Below are 17,027 nucleotides of genomic sequence, written 5' to 3'. Positions count from 1 at the left end.
TTACTCACATCTTTTCTATAATATCGTACTGCTCATCTATATTCGTACCAATTCCATCTATAATCACTTCACCAAGGGCACTTCTTAGTTTTGCAATAGCATCCTCTCTCGTTTTCCCATGTACAATCAATTTAGCCAACATAGAATCATAATATGGTGGGACGATATACCCATGATATAGGGCTGTATCAATCCGCACACCTTCTCCTCCTGGAAAATGTACATCTAAGATTTTCCCAGAAGATTTAGCATTAATTCTACACTCGATAGCATGACCATCTAGCCGAATATCCTTTTGTGTATAAGCAAGAGGTACACCAGAAGCAATTTTAATCTGTTCCTTAATTAAATCCATTCCTGTCACCCATTCTGTTACTGGATGCTCTACCTGTATTCTTGTATTCATTTCCATAAAATAAAACTGTGTATCATTTTCCAATAAAAATTCGATTGTCCCCGCATTTTCATACTGCACTGCCTTAGCAGCTTTTACAGCTACTTCTCCCATTTTTTTACGAAGTGTTTCAGAAAGTACTGGACAAGGTGACTCCTCTATCAACTTTTGATGGTTTTCTTGAATAGAACAATCTCTTTCACCAAGATGTACCACATTTCCATATTGATCTGCCAAAATCTGAAATTCAATATGTCTTGGATTTTCCACAAAATGTTCAATATACATAGAATTATTCCCAAAAGATACTTGTGCTTCCTTTTGTGCTGTTTGAAAACTGTTTAAAAATTCTTCTTCAGTATATGCTACACGCATTCCTTTTCCACCACCACCAAGAACAGCCTTTATAATAACCGGATATCCTACCTCTTCTGCAATTTTTCGTCCTCTTTCTATATCCAAAACAATTTCACTGCTTCCTGGAATAACTGGTATTCCCGCATCAATCATAGTTTCTCTTGCTTGCGATTTATTTCCCATTTTTCGAATTACTTCTGATTTAGGCCCAATAAAAGTAATATGACATTTTTCACACAACTCTGCAAATTTACTATTTTCTGAAAGAAATCCAAATCCTGTATGAATGGCATCTGCTCCAGAAGTGATTGTTGCACTAATAATTCTTTCCATATTCAAGTAACTTTCTTGCGAAGCCGCAGGTCCGATACAAACTGCCTCATCTGCTAATTGTGTGTGAAGCGCCTCTTTATCTGCTTCAGAATATACTGCCACTGTTTCAATTCCCATTTCCCTACAGGCACGGATAATTCGTACTGCGATTTCACCTCTATTTGCAATTAACACTTTTTTTATCATGTTTTCCACCTATCCAACCATAAAAGTCAATTCTGCACTTACCACCACTTTTCCGTCTACACTGGCAACTGCCTCTCCAATACCAAGCGGTCCTTTCTGTTTAATTATTCTTGTTTCTAACTTTAACTTATCTCCCGGAACAACTTTCCCTTTAAATTTACATTTCTGTATTCCACCAAAATATGCCACTTTCCCTTTATTTTCCTCTTTTGATAAAATAGCAACAGCTCCAACCTGAGCCAATGCCTCTACAGTAAGTACTCCTGGCATTATCGGTTCTTTTGGAAAATGCCCTTTGAAAAAATCTTCTCTGTATGTCACACATTTGTATCCTATTGCAAATTCTCCCGGTTCATAATCTTCTATATAATCCACAAGCAAAAACGGATGTCTGTGGGGAATAATTTCACAAATTTCTTGTACCGTTAACCCTTTCATCTCTTCTCCTTTTCTATTTTAAGCGAAATAATGGTTGCCCATACTCTACAGATTGTCCATTTTCTACGAAAATTTCCTCCACAACACCATCAAATTCACTTTCAATCTCATTCATCAGTTTCATTGCTTCCACAATTGCTAAAGTTTGTCCTCGCTTTACTACATCACCTATACTTACAAACGGTTCCCCATCCTCCGAAGGCGAAGTATAAAATGTTCCCACTAATGCAGAAGTTACAATCTTTCCTTCTTTAGTTTCTTCTTCCATTTCTTCCTTTATTTGTACTTCTTCCACTTTCACTTGTGGAATAGACACTTGACCATCTTTTTTCATTCCGATTTTTATTCCGTTTTCTTCATATTGAAACTCTGTCAACTTTGAGGAAGATACAGTATGTATTAATTCAATTAATTGACTATTTTCCATTTTATTCTTCCTCCTTATATTTTTTCACTAGAATAGTCGCATTATGTCCCCCAAATCCGAGCGAATTACTAATAGCACAATTCACTTCTTTCTCAATTGGAGAATGTATCGCATAATTTAGTGTACATTCCTCATCTAAATTTTCTGTTCCCATTGTCTGATGAATAAATCCCTCTTGAATTGTTTTGATACAAGTAATAAATTCTACTGCTCCAGCTGCTCCAAGCAAATGTCCGATCATTGATTTTGTTGAATTAATAATTGGTTTCTTTGCATCTTTACCAAATGCAAGTTGAATTGCTCTTGTTTCAAATAAATCGTTATGGTGTGTGCTTGTTCCATGCGCATTAATATAGTCCACTTCGCTAGGATGTATTCCTCCTTCTTTTAAAGCAAGTTCCATAGCCTTCGCTGCGCCACTACCATCTTCGATTGGAGATGTAATATGATGTGCATCACAAGTTGCACCATATCCTAAAATTTCACCATATATTTTAGCACCTCTTGCCTTGGCATGTTCCAATTCTTCCAATACAACAACACCAGCTCCTTCCCCGATAACAAACCCACTTCTATCTCGATCAAACGGAATAGAAGCTCTATTTTTGTCTGTACTTGTTGTCAATGCAGTTAATGCCGAAAAGCCAGCCACAGCCGTTTGACAAATAGAACTTTCTGTTCCCCCTGCCAACATAACATCTGCATCACCATATTGAATAGCACGAAATGCATCCCCAATTGCATGTGTTCCCGTTGCACAGGCAGTTGTAACACTTGTACATTTCCCTTTTAAACCAAGTTGTATTGCCACATTTCCAGCTGCCATATTCGAAATCATAAGCGGAACCATCAATGGAGTTACACGTGCCGGACCTTTTGTTTGTAATTTATCATATTCTCTTTCCACAACCTGCAAACTTCCAATCCCTGAACCGATAATCACTCCTATACGGAATGGATCTTCTTTTTCCATGCACAAACCAGCATCTTCAAAAGCCTCCTTTCCAGCTACAACTGCATATTGCGAAAATGGTTCCATACGTTTTGCAGCCTTAAAATCCATTCTTTCTTTTGCAACAAATCCTTTTACTTCTGCTGCTAGTTTCACCTTATATTCCGTTGTATCAAATTTTGTGATTTCTCCGATACCAATCTGGTTTTTCTTAATCCCTGCCCAAAATTCTTCCACTGAATTTCCGATCGGGGTAATTGCTCCCATTCCTGTCACAACAACTCTTCTTTTCATTATATACTCTCCTTATATTGCCATTCCACCATCTACGTGAAGCACTTGCCCTGTAATATATCCGGCTTTCTCTGATGCCAAAAAACTAACTGCACAGGCAACATTTTCTGGCTTTCCATAATATCCAACTGGTATTTTTGTCATAGTCTCTTCTTTCACTCGATCTGGTAAAGTTTTGGTCATATCCGTCTCGATAAATCCAGGTGCAATCGCATTTACTGTAATCTTTCTTGATGCCAACTCTCTAGCTGCAGACTTTGTCAAACCAATTACTCCAGCCTTAGATGCTGCATAATTTGACTGCCCAGCATTTCCAACAACTCCTACAACAGAAGAAATGTTGATAATCCTTCCATAGCGTTGTTTAATCATCTGTCTTGTGACAAAACGCATACATTGAAATGTTCCTTTTAAATTTGTATTGATGACCATATCAAAATCTTCTTCTGTCATCTTCATTAACAGACCATCACGGGTCACTCCAGCATTATTAATCAAAATATCAATTCGTTTATATTTTTCAATGATTTCTTGAAAAAATTTCTCACATGCACAAAAATCTGCAATATCGCACTGCATAATTTCTGCCGTTCCTCCCTTTCCTTCTATCTCTTCCTTTACTTCCTCTGCTTTTTGTGCTGAACCATGATAATTAATAATGACATGAGCTCCTTGCTCTGCTAATTCTAGTGCAATCGCCTTCCCAATTCCTCTTGAACCACCTGTCACAACTGCTATTTGTCCCCTTAACATCTATTCACACCTCCAAGTTCAGAAACTACCTTCTCCATATCTTCCCAAGTACTGATACTATATGTTTTTACAGTTTTATCAATTTTTTTAATAAATCCAGACAAAGTCTTTCCTACACCAATTTCCACAAATATATTCACACCTTGAGCAATCATATTTTCTATACTTTCTTGCCAACGAACCGAAGAAGCTACTTGTTTTGCAAGTAAATTTTTCGTTTTCTTTATGTCTGTAATATATTCTCCTGTTACATTTGTCACATAGGGAATTTTCAATTCCGTAAAAGAAATTTTTTCCAATAATTCATCTAATTTTTTCCCTGCTCCAACTAAAAATGGCGAATGAAATGGACCACTCACATGCAATGGTAAAACTCTTTTTGCTCCTGCAATTAAAAGTTTCTCATTTGCTTTTTTTACTGCCTCTGTTCTACCCGTAATCACAATCTGATTTGGACAATTATAATTAGCAATAAAGACATCGTCCATAGGCTCAATAATTTCTTCAATCTCTTCTTTTTTCATTCCTAAAACGGCTGCCATTGTCCCTTCGCCTTTTGGAACTGCCTCTTGCATAAATCGCCCACGTTCTTTCACAATGGAAATAGCATCCATATCCGCCATTCCTCCCGCAATCGCTATTGCAGTATATTCACCTAAACTCAATCCTGCTGTCACATCTGCATACAAATTATTTTTTTCCACTTCTCTTGCAATAGCAAGACATGTAGTCACAAGAGCAACCTGTGTATATTCTGTTTGATCAAGCAAATTGTTTTCTTCAAAACATAACTTCCTTAAATCTAATCCAAGTTTGTCCGAAGCAGTATCAAATATATTCTTTGCAATTTCACTATGCTCATAAAAATCTTTTCCCATACCTATTTTTTGTGCTCCCTGTCCAGAGAAAACAAATGCGATTTTATTCATAAAACTTCTTTCCTTTCATTAATCTATCTGCAACTGTTACCAGTTTTTCAACAAACTCTTTGCAACTCATTTCTTCTTTCACAAGTCCTGCTATTTGTCCCGCCATTACACTCCCATTTATTACATCGCCTTCTACGACTGCCTTTCTTAACCCTCCTAAAGTCAAAAGTTCCAGTTCTTCTAAAGACGCACCTTCCTTTTCTAATTTCAAATACTCTTTCGTCATCTGATTTCGCAATGCACGTACCGGATGACCTGTTGTTCTTCCTGTTACTCTCGAATCAATGTCTTTTGCTTTCACAATACATTTTTTATAATTATCATGAACAATAGACTCTTTTGTTACAACAAAACAAGTACCTAACTGTACCGCTTCTGCTCCTAACATAAAAGCTGCTGCCATTCCTCTCCCATCTCCAATACCGCCTGCAGCAATGACTGGAATTTTTACTGCATCAACAATTTGTGGAACAAGGACCATTGTTGTATTTTCTCCAATATGCCCTCCTGCTTCTGTCCCTTCTGCTACAATTGCGTCTACCTCATAACGTTCCATACGCTTTGCCATAGCTACGGAAGCCACAACAGGAATTACCTTTATTCCAGCCTCTTTCCACATTTTAATATATTTCTCAGGATTTCCTGCTCCTGTTGTCACAACAGGTACTTTTTCCTCCACAACCACTTGAGCCACTGCATCTGCATTCGGACTCATCAACATTATATTTACACCAAATGGCTTATCTGTAATTTTTTTTACTTCCTTAATCTGTTCCCGTACCCATTCTGCCGGTGCATTTGCAGCTCCAATCATACCAAGACCGCCTGCTTCTGATACACCTGCCGCAAGATGATACTCAGCAACCCAAGCCATACCTCCTTGTATAATCGGATATTCAATTCCCAATAATTCCGTCACTCTTGTTTTCATATGATAACCTTTCTTCAATTGGGGACGTAGCCAAATTCAATTTGACTACGTCCCCAATTGACTTTTTTTCTATTTCTTTTTTCTCTATCCCTTTAAATAGGCAACTACATCTCCGATTGTTGTTAATTTTTCCAAATCTTCAGTAGGAATTTCTTTTTCAAATTCTTCTTCAAATGCCATTACCATTTCAAATAAATCTAAAGAATCTGCACCTAAATCCTCTTTAAATGAAGTTTCTGGTGTTAATTCCTCGATGTCTGCTCCTAATGAATCTGCTACAATTTCTTTTACTTTTTCTAACATGTTTTTTCTCCTTTATTTTTTATTTATGTAATCCTAAATTGGATATTACCATTCCACTAAACTTGCCCCCCAAGATAAGCCTGCCCCAAATCCTGATATAATAATTTTCATTCCTCTTTTTAGGAATCCTTTCTGATTCATTTCATCCAATAAAATTGGAATACTAGCTGAAGAAGTATTACCATATTCCTGCAAGTTCATAGGAAACTTTTCTATTTCTACTTGTAATCTTTTTGCAACTGCTTCTACAATTCTTCTGTTTGCTTGGTGTAGAACAAAATATTTTATTTGTTCTTTTTGCAAATGATTTTGTTCTAGTAATTCACCAATACATTTTGGTACTTGCTTTATAGCAAACTTAAACACTTCTTGACCATCCATATGAATAAAATCATTTTGACCACAAGTAAGCGCCTTGCCTTTTTCTCCTTCTGAATGTGTTATAAGTGGAAATGGATTTCCTTCCACAGCTTTTAATACAACCGCACCTGCACCATCTCCAAACAAAATACATGTTCCTCTATCTTTCCAATCAATTAAATCAGAAAGTTTCTCTGCACCTATAACAATTCCTGTTTTATATATTCCACTTGCAATATAAGCCTGCGCTGTATTATAAGCAAAGAGAAATCCGCTACATGCTGCATTCAAATCAAAACAAGTTGCATTTACAGCACCTATTTCCTTTTGCACTTCACAAGCAGTGCATGGCAAAACTATACTTGAAGATATTGTTGACACAATAATAAAATCAACTTCTTCAGCCATTATATTTGCATTTTTCAATGCTCTTTCTGCTGATTTTACTGCCATATAAACTGTATCCTCTTCTTGTGCAATATGGCGTCTCATAATTCCAGTTCTTTCTTTGATCCATTCATCACTTGTTTCTACAAAATTTGCTAAATCATCATTCTCCATTACAGTAGGCGGAATATACGATCCCGTCCCATATATTTTTCCTATCATTTTCTTTTCCCCATTTTTCTTTTGGTTTCAAATATTTTGATATTCAAAGTATACTACTAAAAAAATTTTTGTCAACTATAATTTTCTTCTTTTTATTTATAAATTATATTGTTTTAGACATACTATAGTAGAAAAACCCTAAAATTTAAGGAAAAGGAGACTGTTATGAACTCTCTTGATTATATTAAAACTTTTAAAATTTCAATTGGATGTTGCATTGCTTTTTTGATTGCAGAAACATTTTCTCTAACTTCTTCTACCTCTGTTATTACAATCACTCTCTTAAGCATATTAAACACCAAAAAAGATACTTTTCTTATTGCAGGAAAACGACTTTTTTCTTTTTTTATCGCCGTATTAACAGCAATATGCATTTTCCCAACATTACATTATTCTTTAATTAGCCTAGGAATTTATCTTGCTCTCTATCAACTTCTTTGTCAACTTTTACACTTAACAGAAGGATTTTCCATGAGTACCGTTCTTATGCTGCATCTATTAAAAGTCAAAAAAATTTCTGTAGCTCTTCTTATAAACGAATTATGTCTTATGTTAATTGGCATTTGCATGGGAATTTTAATGAATCTTTATATGCCAAACAAAATTAAAAAAATGCAAAAGTCACAAAAAGAAATAGAAGAAAAAATGGCTCAAATCCTGTTTACAATGTCTCGAGCTATTTTTCAAGAATATTTAAGCGAAACCATTACTAAAAGTCTCTCCGAATTAGAAATTCTTCTTTCCAATTCTCTTTCTCATGCACAATATACACAAAAAAATTTTTTTCTTAAGGATATGAGCTACTACGTGAATTATATCCATATGCGTTCTAAACAAACTGTTATTTTAAAACAAATTCACCATAATCTTCCTCGCTTACAAGAATCTTATTCTCAAACAAATTTAGTCTCTAAATTTATGCGTATAACTGCCATTTCCATGGAAAATTATGATAATGCGGAGGATTTACTAAAATATCTTTCCCTGCTACGTCAAAAGTTTCGTTCTACCCCTCTTCCGTCCACTCGACAGGAATTTGAATCTCGTGCCGTTCTGTACGAAATTGTAAATGAATTGCAAGAAATCCTCATTTTAAAAAGAATATTTACAGAAAGCCTTTCCCCACATGAGATTAAAATTTTTTGGGAAACAAAAAAATAGAATGTGCAAAAGCACATCCTATTTTTCTACTTTCTCTACAATTAATTTGACACCAACAATATCTGTAACTTTAACAATTTCATTTTTTTCAATAATTCCCACCGGATCCTTCGCTCTAGCTGTCCATTCTTGTCCATCTACAATAGCACTTCCAGTTTCATTCAAATTATCAATCGTTTCTGTTACTTTTGCCATTTTCCCTATAACACTTTCATAATTTGTCTTTGTTCTTCCCGAATTAATATATTTTTTTGCAAAAGGACGTGTAAATATCATTAATATAATTGATACTACAAAAAAAGCTACTATTTGCCAAATGACATTGACTCCTAAGCAATTTAAAATCAAAGCTACTAATGCACCACCAGCCATCCATATAGACGTAAGTCCAACCGTAATAATTTCAATAATTAGAAATACAATTATCAAACTTAACCAAATAACATTCTCCATAGAAATCCCTCCTATTTTCATTTACCCACAAGTGCTTTTCATGTTATGGAATTTCATCAAGAAACTCTGGACACCATTGTAAAAATCTTTCAAATTCTTCCTCGGTTAAATCTCTCACTACTTGGGCATTATATTCTCTATCATCTTGGAACAATATATGCATTGCTCGCACCATTTGTTTCTCTTCTAAAGTGTTTTTCATTTTTCTTACCTCTAACTTAAACTTTTCTTCATTCAAGTTGTGTTTTTGCTACTATATGGTTGTATTTTCACTTTTATTATGCCACTAAATGGTAGCCTAATCAAGAGGTGATTATATGTATTTAAAACGTTTGAAAGATTTAAGAACTGACCATGATTTAACGCAAGAAAATATGGCTGATATTTTAAAATGCCATCGCGAAGTTTATAGAAGATATGAGAGTGGAATCCGGACACTTCCGATTGATTATCTTGTAACTATAGCAAAATATTACAACACTAGTACGGATTATCTACTCGAATTGACAGATGTAAAAACTCCTTATCCACAAACACAGTCTCATAAAAAAGGGATTACAAAGTAAAATGATACTATTTTAAAACGACCAACCGCTATGCAGTTGGTCGAAATTTTTATATTTTCTAATTTTGGTGTGGAAGTTCACATTTTTCCAAAACCCAGTTATCCCCTTCTTTTACTAGAATACACTCTGTTTCAGTTTCTTTGTGTAAGCCTTTCACATGTTGGTTCTCTTTATCCATATTATAATAATAGAAAATCTGATTAAAGATTATTTTATTAGCAGTAACTTTCTTTGGACGATATGCTACAAAAGCATAAGCCTCATCTGCTCTATCATAAACCTCCGGAGCATAGTAGGCACCATTTTTTTCAATCCACTTCTTAGATATATCTTTCATGACCTCTTCTGCTTTTTCTTCCGTAAATAATTTGCGTAAATAAGTGCGCATCGACTGTTGGTTTGAGTATTCTTCTTCTTGGACGCGATAATAAGTATTACCATTCTCCCCTTCAACTTTATCACTAGAATCAATATAATCGCACTCATAATAAATATCACTCAATACTTTACGTGCATCACTAATTAAAGATGACTTTTCTACTGGCATGCTATATACATCACACACATTACCACTTTTATCTAGTACATGACAACCGCTTCCTTGATCAATATAAAAACTAAACAATGTTTTCCCATCTAATACCATATCAACCTGTGCCATTTCCCCATTTTTCAATTTCGCTGCGCCACGATATTTAAGTTCCGTATCACGTTTTACCTTAACATGATTTTTTACTGATACAAGTGCGTCTTTTTCATTTAAAACCCCTTTCCATTTTGCTTTCATCCTATCATAATAGAAATCATTATTTTTACCAGTTGGCCATGGTGAGTCATCGTTTATAAATTTCTTGTTATCGTCGTTTTTCTTCTCTGTACTTTCTGTTTTGCTATCTTTTGATGAGTTTTTTTCAGAATCTGACACCTTGTTACCACTACAAGCTGCAAGACTAAATGTCATGGCTAATGCCAAAATTACTGCTACGGCTTTTTTCATTTTAGTTTCTCCTTTTCTTTTTCGTCCTAAAACAGAGTCCTCTTTCCTCAAATCTTCTAGCAAAATTTTCACTAAAACATAAACAAAATTAGAACTCCCATTTAATTTTGTTCATCATATCATTTTATATCAAAGATTTCAATACATAAATATACAATAGTTGTTCAAATTACTTTTCTTCAAAATCAAAATAATTATTTACATTTTCTCATTTTTAGAAATTTTTTGCAACTAGACTGCACAGAAAAAAGCACCTAAAAGTTATCTTTATAACTTTCAAGTGCTTTTCTTTATACTGCGGATGACAGGAATCGAACCTGCACGGTCTCCCACTAGATCCTAAGTCTAGCGCGTCTGCCAGTTCCGCCACATCCGCATATGATATTTTAAGTGCTCTTCTTAAAATAAATATGAACAAACTTTCGCTTGTTCATCAAGTGAAGCATCGGGGATTCGAACCCCGGACAACTTGATTAAAAGTCAAGTGCTCTACCGACTGAGCTAATGCTCCATATCAACTGGGCTAGTTGGATTCGAACCAACGAATGCAGGAGTCAAAGTCCTGTGCCTTACCGCTTGGCGATAGCCCACTATATTTGAGGGTGGATAGTGGGACTCGAACCCACGATATCCAGAACCACAATCTGGCGCGCTAACCAACTGCACCATACCCACCACAAAGCGTGCTTGAAGGGATTCGAACCCCTGACCCACGGCTTAGAAGGCCGTTGCTCTATCCAACTGAGCTACAAACACATATGCTTCTCTTAAAGTAATTTAATCAAATTTGCTTTAAGAAAGCGGGTGATGGGAATCGAACCCACGTATCTAGCTTGGAAGGCTAGTGTTCTACCATTGAACTACACCCGCAGAATCGGGGTGACAGGATTCGAACCTGCGACCTCCTGGTCCCAAACCAGGCGCTCTAGCCAAGCTGAGCCACACCCCGATGTGAAGTTTTTGTTGTCATCTCCGTGACACAATGGTTATTATATATGCTTTTACAAGAAATGTCAACAACTTTTTTTATTTTTTTTTATTTTTTTATTTTAATAATAAAATCAACACCCGAAACCCTTGATTTTACAAGGGTTTCCAGCTTTTGGGGTATCTTTATTTTTTATCGTTTTATTGCATTTTAAATATAATGCAATTCATATTCTACAGAATTATCCTCATGAATTTCCATAATCATATAACTTGCCCGAAACCCTTCTTGCCTCGGATACGATAAACTTCCTGGATTTAATATAGTAATTTTATCTCCTTGTTCAAGATATGGTCTATGTGTATGCCCAAACATAATAATATCTGCGCCTCTTGCAAATCCTTCTTCTTTAATCCTTTCCATTCCTACAGATACATAATAATAATGTCCATGTGTCATAAAAATATGATGATTCCCTAGTTGAATTTCTTCCTCACGGTTTAAATCTGAAAAATAATCATTATTTCCCGCAACAATCTTTACTGGACATCCTGCAACAGCCTCAATATAATCCTCTCCACCTTCTACATCACCCATATGTAAAAGCAAATCAATTTCTCCAGCCTGTTTTAATGCAATATCTAAATTTTTATGTAATTTATGTGTATCACTTACAATTAAAACTCTCATTTTATTATCCTAACTTTTGCTCAATAATCGTTCGCATAGCACGAAGCGCTTTTCCTCTATGACTCAATTCATTTTTCTTCTCTGGAGTTAACTGCGCAGTTGTGCAACCATATTGTGGAAGATAAAAAATCGGATCATATCCAAATCCATTTTCTCCCTCTATTGCATGTCCGATCATTCCTTCAATTGTTCCTCTTACAGTTTCTACTGCACCATCAGGAAATGCACAGGCAATCGCACATACAAATCTTGCTGTTCTTTTTTCATCCGGAACCCCTTCTAATCGATCTAATAATAGTTGATTTTTAATATCATAAGACGTATCAACTCCTGCATATCTAGCCGAATAAATTCCCGGTTCTTTATTTAAATAATCTATTTCGAGTCCAGAATCATCTGCCAACACAATATCTCCTGTTAATTTTGCTATTTCAGTTGCTTTAATGATAGCATTTTCCTCAAATGTACTTCCATCTTCCACAATATCAATATCAATTCCAGCCTCTTTTAAAGAACGAATAGGCATTCCCAAATCAGCTAAAATCATGCGAATTTCTTTCATTTTATTTTCATTTCCTGTAGCAAATAAAATTCCCTTATTCATTTGTATCCTCCTTTTGTTTTTTTGGTGGTCTTGGTCCTAAAAATTGGTAAAAATATGTTTTCAACATACCATTATAAATTTTTCTATTTTTATCTGCTTTTCTTCCAAAGTATTTTTCTGTATCTTCATAACTGGTAATCATGTATGCTGACCAACTGTCTAACCTCTTAAAACTTTCTCCAAATTCTCCATATAATTTCGGCAAATCTTTCTTCTCTTCTAATCTTTCTCCATATGGTGGATTTGTAATAATAAATCCATATTTTTTAGGATGACTCAGTTCTTTTACCCCACGTTCTTGAAAATGTATTAAGTGTTCTACTCCTGCCTCTCTCGCATTTTCTCTAGCCGCTTTAATAACTGATTTATCTATGTCATACCCTTGAATGTCAACTTCGATCTCATCATCTACCAAATCATTTGCTTCATTAATTGCATTATACCATGCTTTCTTCGGAATAAAATTTGTCCATTCTTCTGCCGTAAACGATCGATTCATCCCAGGCGCTATATTCGCTGCAATCATTGCAGCTTCAATCGGAAATGTACCACTACCACAAAACGGATCAACAAGAATTCTATCTTTTTTCCATGGTGTCAGCATAATGAGCGCTGCTGCCAGAGTTTCAGTAATAGGGGCTTTACTAGATAGTTGTCTGTATCCCCTCTTATGTAAAGAAACACCAGATGTATCTAGTCCCACCGTTACCATATCTTTTTTAATAAATACACGAACAGGATACGATGCTCCACTTTCTTCAAACCAATCTACATGATAGTGTTCTTTCAAACGATTTACCATAGCTTTTTTCATAATGGATTGAATATCTGAAGGACTAAATAATTTACTCTTTACAGATGCCGCTTTAGTTACCCAAAATTTACCATCTTTAGCAATATATTTTTCCCATTCAATTTGTTTTGTTTTTTGAAATAATTCTTCAAATGTTGTTGCTTTAAATGTTCCCACATTCAGCAAAACACGTTCCGCCGTTCTTAAAAAAATATTCGCACGACAAATAGCGTCTACATCACCATAAAATGAAACTCTTCCATCTTCCACAACTGATATTTCATATCCTAAATTTTGCACTTCTCGTTTCAGGACAGATTCTAACCCAAAATGACAAGGAGCAATCAACTCTATTTTTTCCATATATACCTCCAATATTCTATATTTCCTATATTATTTGAAATTCTTCTATATGTCAAATGGGGACGCTATTTTTTAGCATCCCCACGAAAAATTTAATTATCACTATATTTGTTTGACTGTGCATTATTCATTTTGTTTTTTGTTGCATTTGTATTTTTGTTTGAAGTTTTATTCTTCTTGCTCTGATAATCTTCCTCTGATGAATATGCATTTCTTGTTCGGTTATTTGTTGCATTTGTTTTTGCCATAATTATTTCCTCCTCATTCTTTTGTTTCTCAAAATACAGCTTAATAAACTGTGTTGTACTTTGATTACAAAAATATTATGTCTTTAAATTTCTTTTTCTATTCATTACAAAAAAAATAAGAACCTTAACTTTTTTTTAAGTTTTTCTTGCTTTTTTTACCAATTTATATTATACTAACCCATGTAGAAATTATTTCTACAACCCCTTATTAATTATTTATACTCCCCTCGAAAGACCGATAGCTCCCCTATCGGTCTTTTACTATATCTTGAAATATTCTATATAAAAAGCGACAAATCATATCACATGACATGATTTGTCGCCTTTTTATTTATCACGAAAGAACTTAATCAAAAACATAATTGCTAAAAACGGTATAAGTATAGGCAATATTATTCGTGCTATACCTACTACAAGTGTTACTACAAAAAATATGATGCCCACAATACTAACAATAAGCAGTAATTTTTTCCACCATGTATCCAACCCGAAAATATGCATTTTTCTTTCTTGTGTTTCATATTGTGTCACAGTATCATTTGCACTTTCATAGGTTTGTTCACAACCTGGAGATTCAATTAATGTTTTGGCAATAATCCATGGGTCTCCCAATTCTTCTATAACCTCTTTTTCTGCTCGTCCCTTTTTTACCTCTTCTTCAATATACGTCTTATAATATTGTATATTCTCTTTTATCGCCTGTTCACTCATATTCCCTTCGAGTGCTTCTCGAAGACTGCTTAAAAACTTATTGTGATTCATCCTCTAACTCACTTTCTTCTATACTTCAAACATTAAATCACCATATGAAGGCATAGGCCACACTTCTTTTGACACTATCATCTCTAACTTATCCACTGGATCACGAAGTGCCTGCATTGCTGGTGATACTTCCTCATAGAACCAAAATGCTTGTTCTTTTCCTTCTTCTTTTTCTTGTGCTTGATTCGTCATTTCTCCGAGTTTTACAAGTGCTTCTTTTGCTTCTTTTAATAATCTAGAAACTTCATTTAAGACTTCCGACTGCACTTCAGCGTCTGCTCCTGCTTCTCTTACTGCAATAACTGTATCTGCTAATTGTTTCGTATATTTAACTACTGCTGGAAGAATATGCTTACTTGCAATATCAATCATTGCTTTCGCTTCAATATTGATTGCTTTTGCGTATGTTTCATATTGAATTTCTGCGCGCGACTCCAATTCTGCCTTTGTAAATACATTAAATTTTTCAAATAATTTTACAGCCTTATCCGAAACCATAGCATCAATAGATTCTACCATAGATTTTAGATTCGGAAGTCCTCTTCTTTTTGCTTCTTCCACCCATTCTTCTGAATATCCATTTCCGTTAAACACAATTTTTTGATGTTGAATAGCATATTCCTTAATCAGATCATGGACTGCTAAATCAAAATCTTCCGCCTGTTCTAAGATATCACAAGCATCAGAAAAAGCATCGGCCACTATTGTATTGATTACAACATTTGGTGCAGCAACCGAATCTCTTGAACCAACCATACGAAACTCAAATTTATTATTTGTAAAAGCAAACGGAGATGTTCTATTTCTATCTGTCGCATCTTTCGCAAGATTTGGCAGAGTACGCACACCTGTTTCCAACTTCCCTGATTTTAAACTGTGTGTGGCTGAACCTGTTGATACAAGCTGATCCAACACATCTTCTAACTGTTCACCTAAGAATACGGAAATAATTGCTGGTGGTGCTTCTGCTGCTCCTAAACGATGATCGTTTCCCGGATCAGCTGCAGACTCTCTTAACAATTCTGGATATGTATCTACTGCTTTCAATACACACATCAAGATGAAAAGAAATTGAATATTTTCATGGGGAGTTTTTCCTGGTTCTAACAAATTCTTTCCATCGTCTGTTGTCAAAGACCAGTTATTATGCTTTCCAGAACCATTTACCCCTGCAAACGGTTTCTCATGTAAAAGACAATGTAACCCGTGTCTTGCGGCCACTTTCTTTAACACTTCCATAATTAACTGGTTATGGTCTACTGCCACATTACATTGTGCATAAATTGGTGCTAGTTCATGCTGTGCTGGTGCAGCCTCATTGTGTTGTGTCTTTGCAGAAACTCCCAATTTCCACAACTCTTCATTCACATCCTTCATATATGCCGCTATTCTTTCTCGAATACTACCAAAGTAATGATCATCTAATTCTTGTCCCTTTGGTGGCATTGCACCAAACAAAGTTCTTCCAGTAAACACTAAATCTTTTCTCTTTAAATATTTTTCTCTATCAACTAAAAAATATTCTTGTTCTGGACCCACTGATGGAATTACCCTCTTAGATGTTGTGTTTCCAAACAAACGAAGTAACCGTAATGTTTGTTTGTTTAACGCTTCCATAGAACGAAGTAATGGTGTTTTCTGATCAAGAGCTTCTCCTGTATAAGAACAAAAGGCTGTTGGAATACATAATGTTGCACCTCCCGCATCTTGACGAACAAAAGCGGGTGATGTACAATCCCAAGCTGTATATCCTCTTGCTTCAAAAGTCGCTCGAAGTCCACCAGATGGAAAAGAAGACGCATCTGGCTCTCCCTTGATCAATTCTTTTCCCGAAAAACTCATAAGTACTTTCCCATTTGCCATTGGTGCAGAAATAAAAGAATCATGCTTTTCTGCTGTCACTCCTGTTAAAGGTTGGAACCAATGCGTATAATGCGTTGCCCCTTTCTCAATTGCCCACTCTTTCATCTCGTGTGCAATAACATCCGCAGTTGCAAGATCTAATTCTTTTCCGTCTTCTATTGTCTTCTTTAAATCTTTATATACTTTCTTCGGCAGTCTCTCTTGCATAACTGTATCATTAAATACATTCTCACCAAAAATCTCTGCCACATTAATGAAATCACTCATCTTCTCCTCTTCCTCCAGCGTATACCAAAATTTACTTATACGATACCCTACTTTTTTTCTTTTTGC

20 protein-coding genes and 7 tRNA genes are annotated in these 17,027 nt (G+C 35.2%); 2 read left to right on the top strand and 25 right to left on the bottom strand.

The genetic code is table 11. The features are described 5' to 3' along the window. Nucleotides 1-4: 4 nt before the first annotated feature. The 9 genes from accC to ACY2U7_RS01880 form a co-directional block, all read right to left on the bottom strand. A complete protein-coding gene (accC, locus tag ACY2U7_RS01920) occupies nt 5-1,270 on the bottom strand; it encodes an acetyl-CoA carboxylase biotin carboxylase subunit (protein WP_461815743.1) in 1,266 nt (421 codons plus the stop codon). A 9-nt stretch (nt 1,271-1,279) separates the two neighbouring features. After that, the gene (gene fabZ, locus ACY2U7_RS01915) at nt 1,280-1,708 is read right to left on the bottom strand and encodes a 3-hydroxyacyl-ACP dehydratase FabZ (protein ID WP_461812694.1); all 429 of its coding nucleotides are present in this window, start codon (nt 1,706-1,708) and stop codon (nt 1,280-1,282) included. A 13-nt stretch (nt 1,709-1,721) separates the two neighbouring features. Continuing rightward, nucleotides 1,722-2,135, bottom strand: a complete 414-nt coding sequence (locus ACY2U7_RS01910; protein WP_461812693.1) for an acetyl-CoA carboxylase biotin carboxyl carrier protein — start codon at nt 2,133-2,135, stop codon at nt 1,722-1,724. A gap of 1 nt (nt 2,136) precedes the next feature. Continuing rightward, nucleotides 2,137-3,381 (bottom strand): beta-ketoacyl-ACP synthase II, encoded by a 1,245-nt coding sequence (gene fabF, locus ACY2U7_RS01905; RefSeq protein WP_461812692.1) that lies wholly within the window; start codon nt 3,379-3,381, stop codon nt 2,137-2,139. Between the two features lie 12 nt (nt 3,382-3,393). Beyond that, entirely contained in the window at nt 3,394-4,134 is a 741-nt protein-coding gene (fabG, locus tag ACY2U7_RS01900; RefSeq protein ID WP_461812691.1) for a 3-oxoacyl-[acyl-carrier-protein] reductase, read from the bottom strand. Then, a complete protein-coding gene (fabD, locus tag ACY2U7_RS01895) occupies nt 4,128-5,063 on the bottom strand; it encodes an ACP S-malonyltransferase (protein ID WP_461812690.1) in 936 nt (311 codons plus the stop codon). The genes fabG and fabD overlap by 7 nt, the downstream gene beginning before the upstream one ends. Beyond that, nucleotides 5,056-5,994 carry an enoyl-[acyl-carrier-protein] reductase FabK gene (gene fabK, locus ACY2U7_RS01890; RefSeq protein WP_461812689.1) on the bottom strand — a complete coding sequence of 313 codons (939 nt, stop codon included), beginning with the start codon at nt 5,992-5,994 and terminating at the stop codon, nt 5,056-5,058. The genes fabD and fabK overlap by 8 nt, the downstream gene beginning before the upstream one ends. A gap of 84 nt (nt 5,995-6,078) precedes the next feature. Further along, nucleotides 6,079-6,297 carry an acyl carrier protein gene (acpP, locus tag ACY2U7_RS01885; protein WP_461812688.1) on the bottom strand — a complete coding sequence of 73 codons (219 nt, stop codon included), beginning with the start codon at nt 6,295-6,297 and terminating at the stop codon, nt 6,079-6,081. A 45-nt stretch (nt 6,298-6,342) separates the two neighbouring features. Then, nucleotides 6,343-7,266 (bottom strand): beta-ketoacyl-ACP synthase III, encoded by a 924-nt coding sequence (locus tag ACY2U7_RS01880; protein ID WP_461812687.1) that lies wholly within the window; start codon nt 7,264-7,266, stop codon nt 6,343-6,345. Between the two features lie 165 nt (nt 7,267-7,431). Here ACY2U7_RS01880 and ACY2U7_RS01875 point away from each other — a divergent pair, with 165 nt between their 5' ends. Beyond that, the gene (locus ACY2U7_RS01875) at nt 7,432-8,427 is read left to right on the top strand and encodes an aromatic acid exporter family protein (protein WP_461812686.1); all 996 of its coding nucleotides are present in this window, start codon (nt 7,432-7,434) and stop codon (nt 8,425-8,427) included. An 18-nt stretch (nt 8,428-8,445) separates the two neighbouring features. On the opposite strand, the gene ACY2U7_RS01870 is transcribed toward ACY2U7_RS01875, so the two are convergent. After that, nucleotides 8,446-8,880: an NfeD family protein gene (locus tag ACY2U7_RS01870; RefSeq protein WP_461815742.1), complete on the bottom strand. Its 435-nt coding sequence runs from the start codon at nt 8,878-8,880 to the stop codon at nt 8,446-8,448. 43 nt (nt 8,881-8,923) lie between these two features. After that, a complete protein-coding gene (locus ACY2U7_RS01865) occupies nt 8,924-9,082 on the bottom strand; it encodes a hypothetical protein (RefSeq protein WP_461812684.1) in 159 nt (52 codons plus the stop codon). A 115-nt stretch (nt 9,083-9,197) separates the two neighbouring features. Between ACY2U7_RS01865 and ACY2U7_RS01860 the strand changes: the two genes are divergently transcribed. Continuing rightward, a complete protein-coding gene (locus ACY2U7_RS01860; protein ID WP_461812683.1) occupies nt 9,198-9,446 on the top strand; it encodes a helix-turn-helix domain-containing protein in 249 nt (82 codons plus the stop codon). Nucleotides 9,447-9,504: 58 nt separating this feature from the next. Here ACY2U7_RS01860 and ACY2U7_RS01855 read toward each other — a convergent pair whose 3' ends face one another. The 14 genes from ACY2U7_RS01855 to ACY2U7_RS01790 all read right to left on the bottom strand — a co-directional run bounded on the left by ACY2U7_RS01855 (nt 9,505) and on the right by ACY2U7_RS01790 (nt 16,961). After that, nucleotides 9,505-10,443, bottom strand: coding sequence for a hypothetical protein (locus ACY2U7_RS01855; protein ID WP_461815741.1), 939 nt, complete (start codon nt 10,441-10,443; stop codon nt 9,505-9,507). 296 nt (nt 10,444-10,739) lie between these two features. Continuing rightward, nucleotides 10,740-10,819, bottom strand: a tRNA-Leu gene (locus ACY2U7_RS01850). A 62-nt stretch (nt 10,820-10,881) separates the two neighbouring features. After that, nucleotides 10,882-10,954: transfer RNA gene (locus tag ACY2U7_RS01845), tRNA-Lys, on the bottom strand. A 7-nt stretch (nt 10,955-10,961) separates the two neighbouring features. Beyond that, nucleotides 10,962-11,033: transfer RNA gene (locus ACY2U7_RS01840), tRNA-Gln, on the bottom strand. An 11-nt stretch (nt 11,034-11,044) separates the two neighbouring features. After that, nucleotides 11,045-11,118: transfer RNA gene (locus tag ACY2U7_RS01835), tRNA-His, on the bottom strand. 7 nt (nt 11,119-11,125) lie between these two features. Continuing rightward, a tRNA-Arg gene (locus ACY2U7_RS01830) sits at nt 11,126-11,199 on the bottom strand. A gap of 43 nt (nt 11,200-11,242) precedes the next feature. Continuing rightward, a tRNA-Gly gene (locus ACY2U7_RS01825) sits at nt 11,243-11,313 on the bottom strand. A gap of 4 nt (nt 11,314-11,317) precedes the next feature. Next, nucleotides 11,318-11,392: transfer RNA gene (locus ACY2U7_RS01820), tRNA-Pro, on the bottom strand. A 189-nt stretch (nt 11,393-11,581) separates the two neighbouring features. Further along, nucleotides 11,582-12,061 (bottom strand): metallophosphoesterase family protein, encoded by a 480-nt coding sequence (locus ACY2U7_RS01815; RefSeq protein WP_461812681.1) that lies wholly within the window; start codon nt 12,059-12,061, stop codon nt 11,582-11,584. A gap of 4 nt (nt 12,062-12,065) precedes the next feature. Further along, nucleotides 12,066-12,665, bottom strand: coding sequence for an XTP/dITP diphosphatase (locus ACY2U7_RS01810; protein ID WP_461812680.1), 600 nt, complete (start codon nt 12,663-12,665; stop codon nt 12,066-12,068). Beyond that, on the bottom strand, nt 12,658-13,821 hold the full coding sequence (locus ACY2U7_RS01805; protein ID WP_461812679.1) for a THUMP domain-containing class I SAM-dependent RNA methyltransferase: 1,164 nt from the start codon (nt 13,819-13,821) through the stop codon (nt 12,658-12,660). Before ACY2U7_RS01805 ends, ACY2U7_RS01810 begins: the two co-directional genes overlap by 8 nt. 92 nt (nt 13,822-13,913) lie before the next feature. After that, nucleotides 13,914-14,069 carry a hypothetical protein gene (locus ACY2U7_RS01800; protein ID WP_461812678.1) on the bottom strand — a complete coding sequence of 52 codons (156 nt, stop codon included), beginning with the start codon at nt 14,067-14,069 and terminating at the stop codon, nt 13,914-13,916. A 327-nt stretch (nt 14,070-14,396) separates the two neighbouring features. Next, nucleotides 14,397-14,831: a DUF1700 domain-containing protein gene (locus ACY2U7_RS01795; RefSeq protein WP_461812677.1), complete on the bottom strand. Its 435-nt coding sequence runs from the start codon at nt 14,829-14,831 to the stop codon at nt 14,397-14,399. 18 nt (nt 14,832-14,849) lie between these two features. After that, a complete protein-coding gene (locus tag ACY2U7_RS01790; protein ID WP_461815740.1) occupies nt 14,850-16,961 on the bottom strand; it encodes a glutamine synthetase III family protein in 2,112 nt (703 codons plus the stop codon). Between the last annotated feature and the right edge of the window lie 66 nt (nt 16,962-17,027).

The organism is Faecalimonas sp., assembly GCA_029264305.1.
Taxonomy (GTDB): Bacteria; Bacillota; Clostridia; order Lachnospirales; family Lachnospiraceae; genus Faecalimonas.
This window is presented reverse-complemented; position numbering and strand designations above follow the sequence as displayed.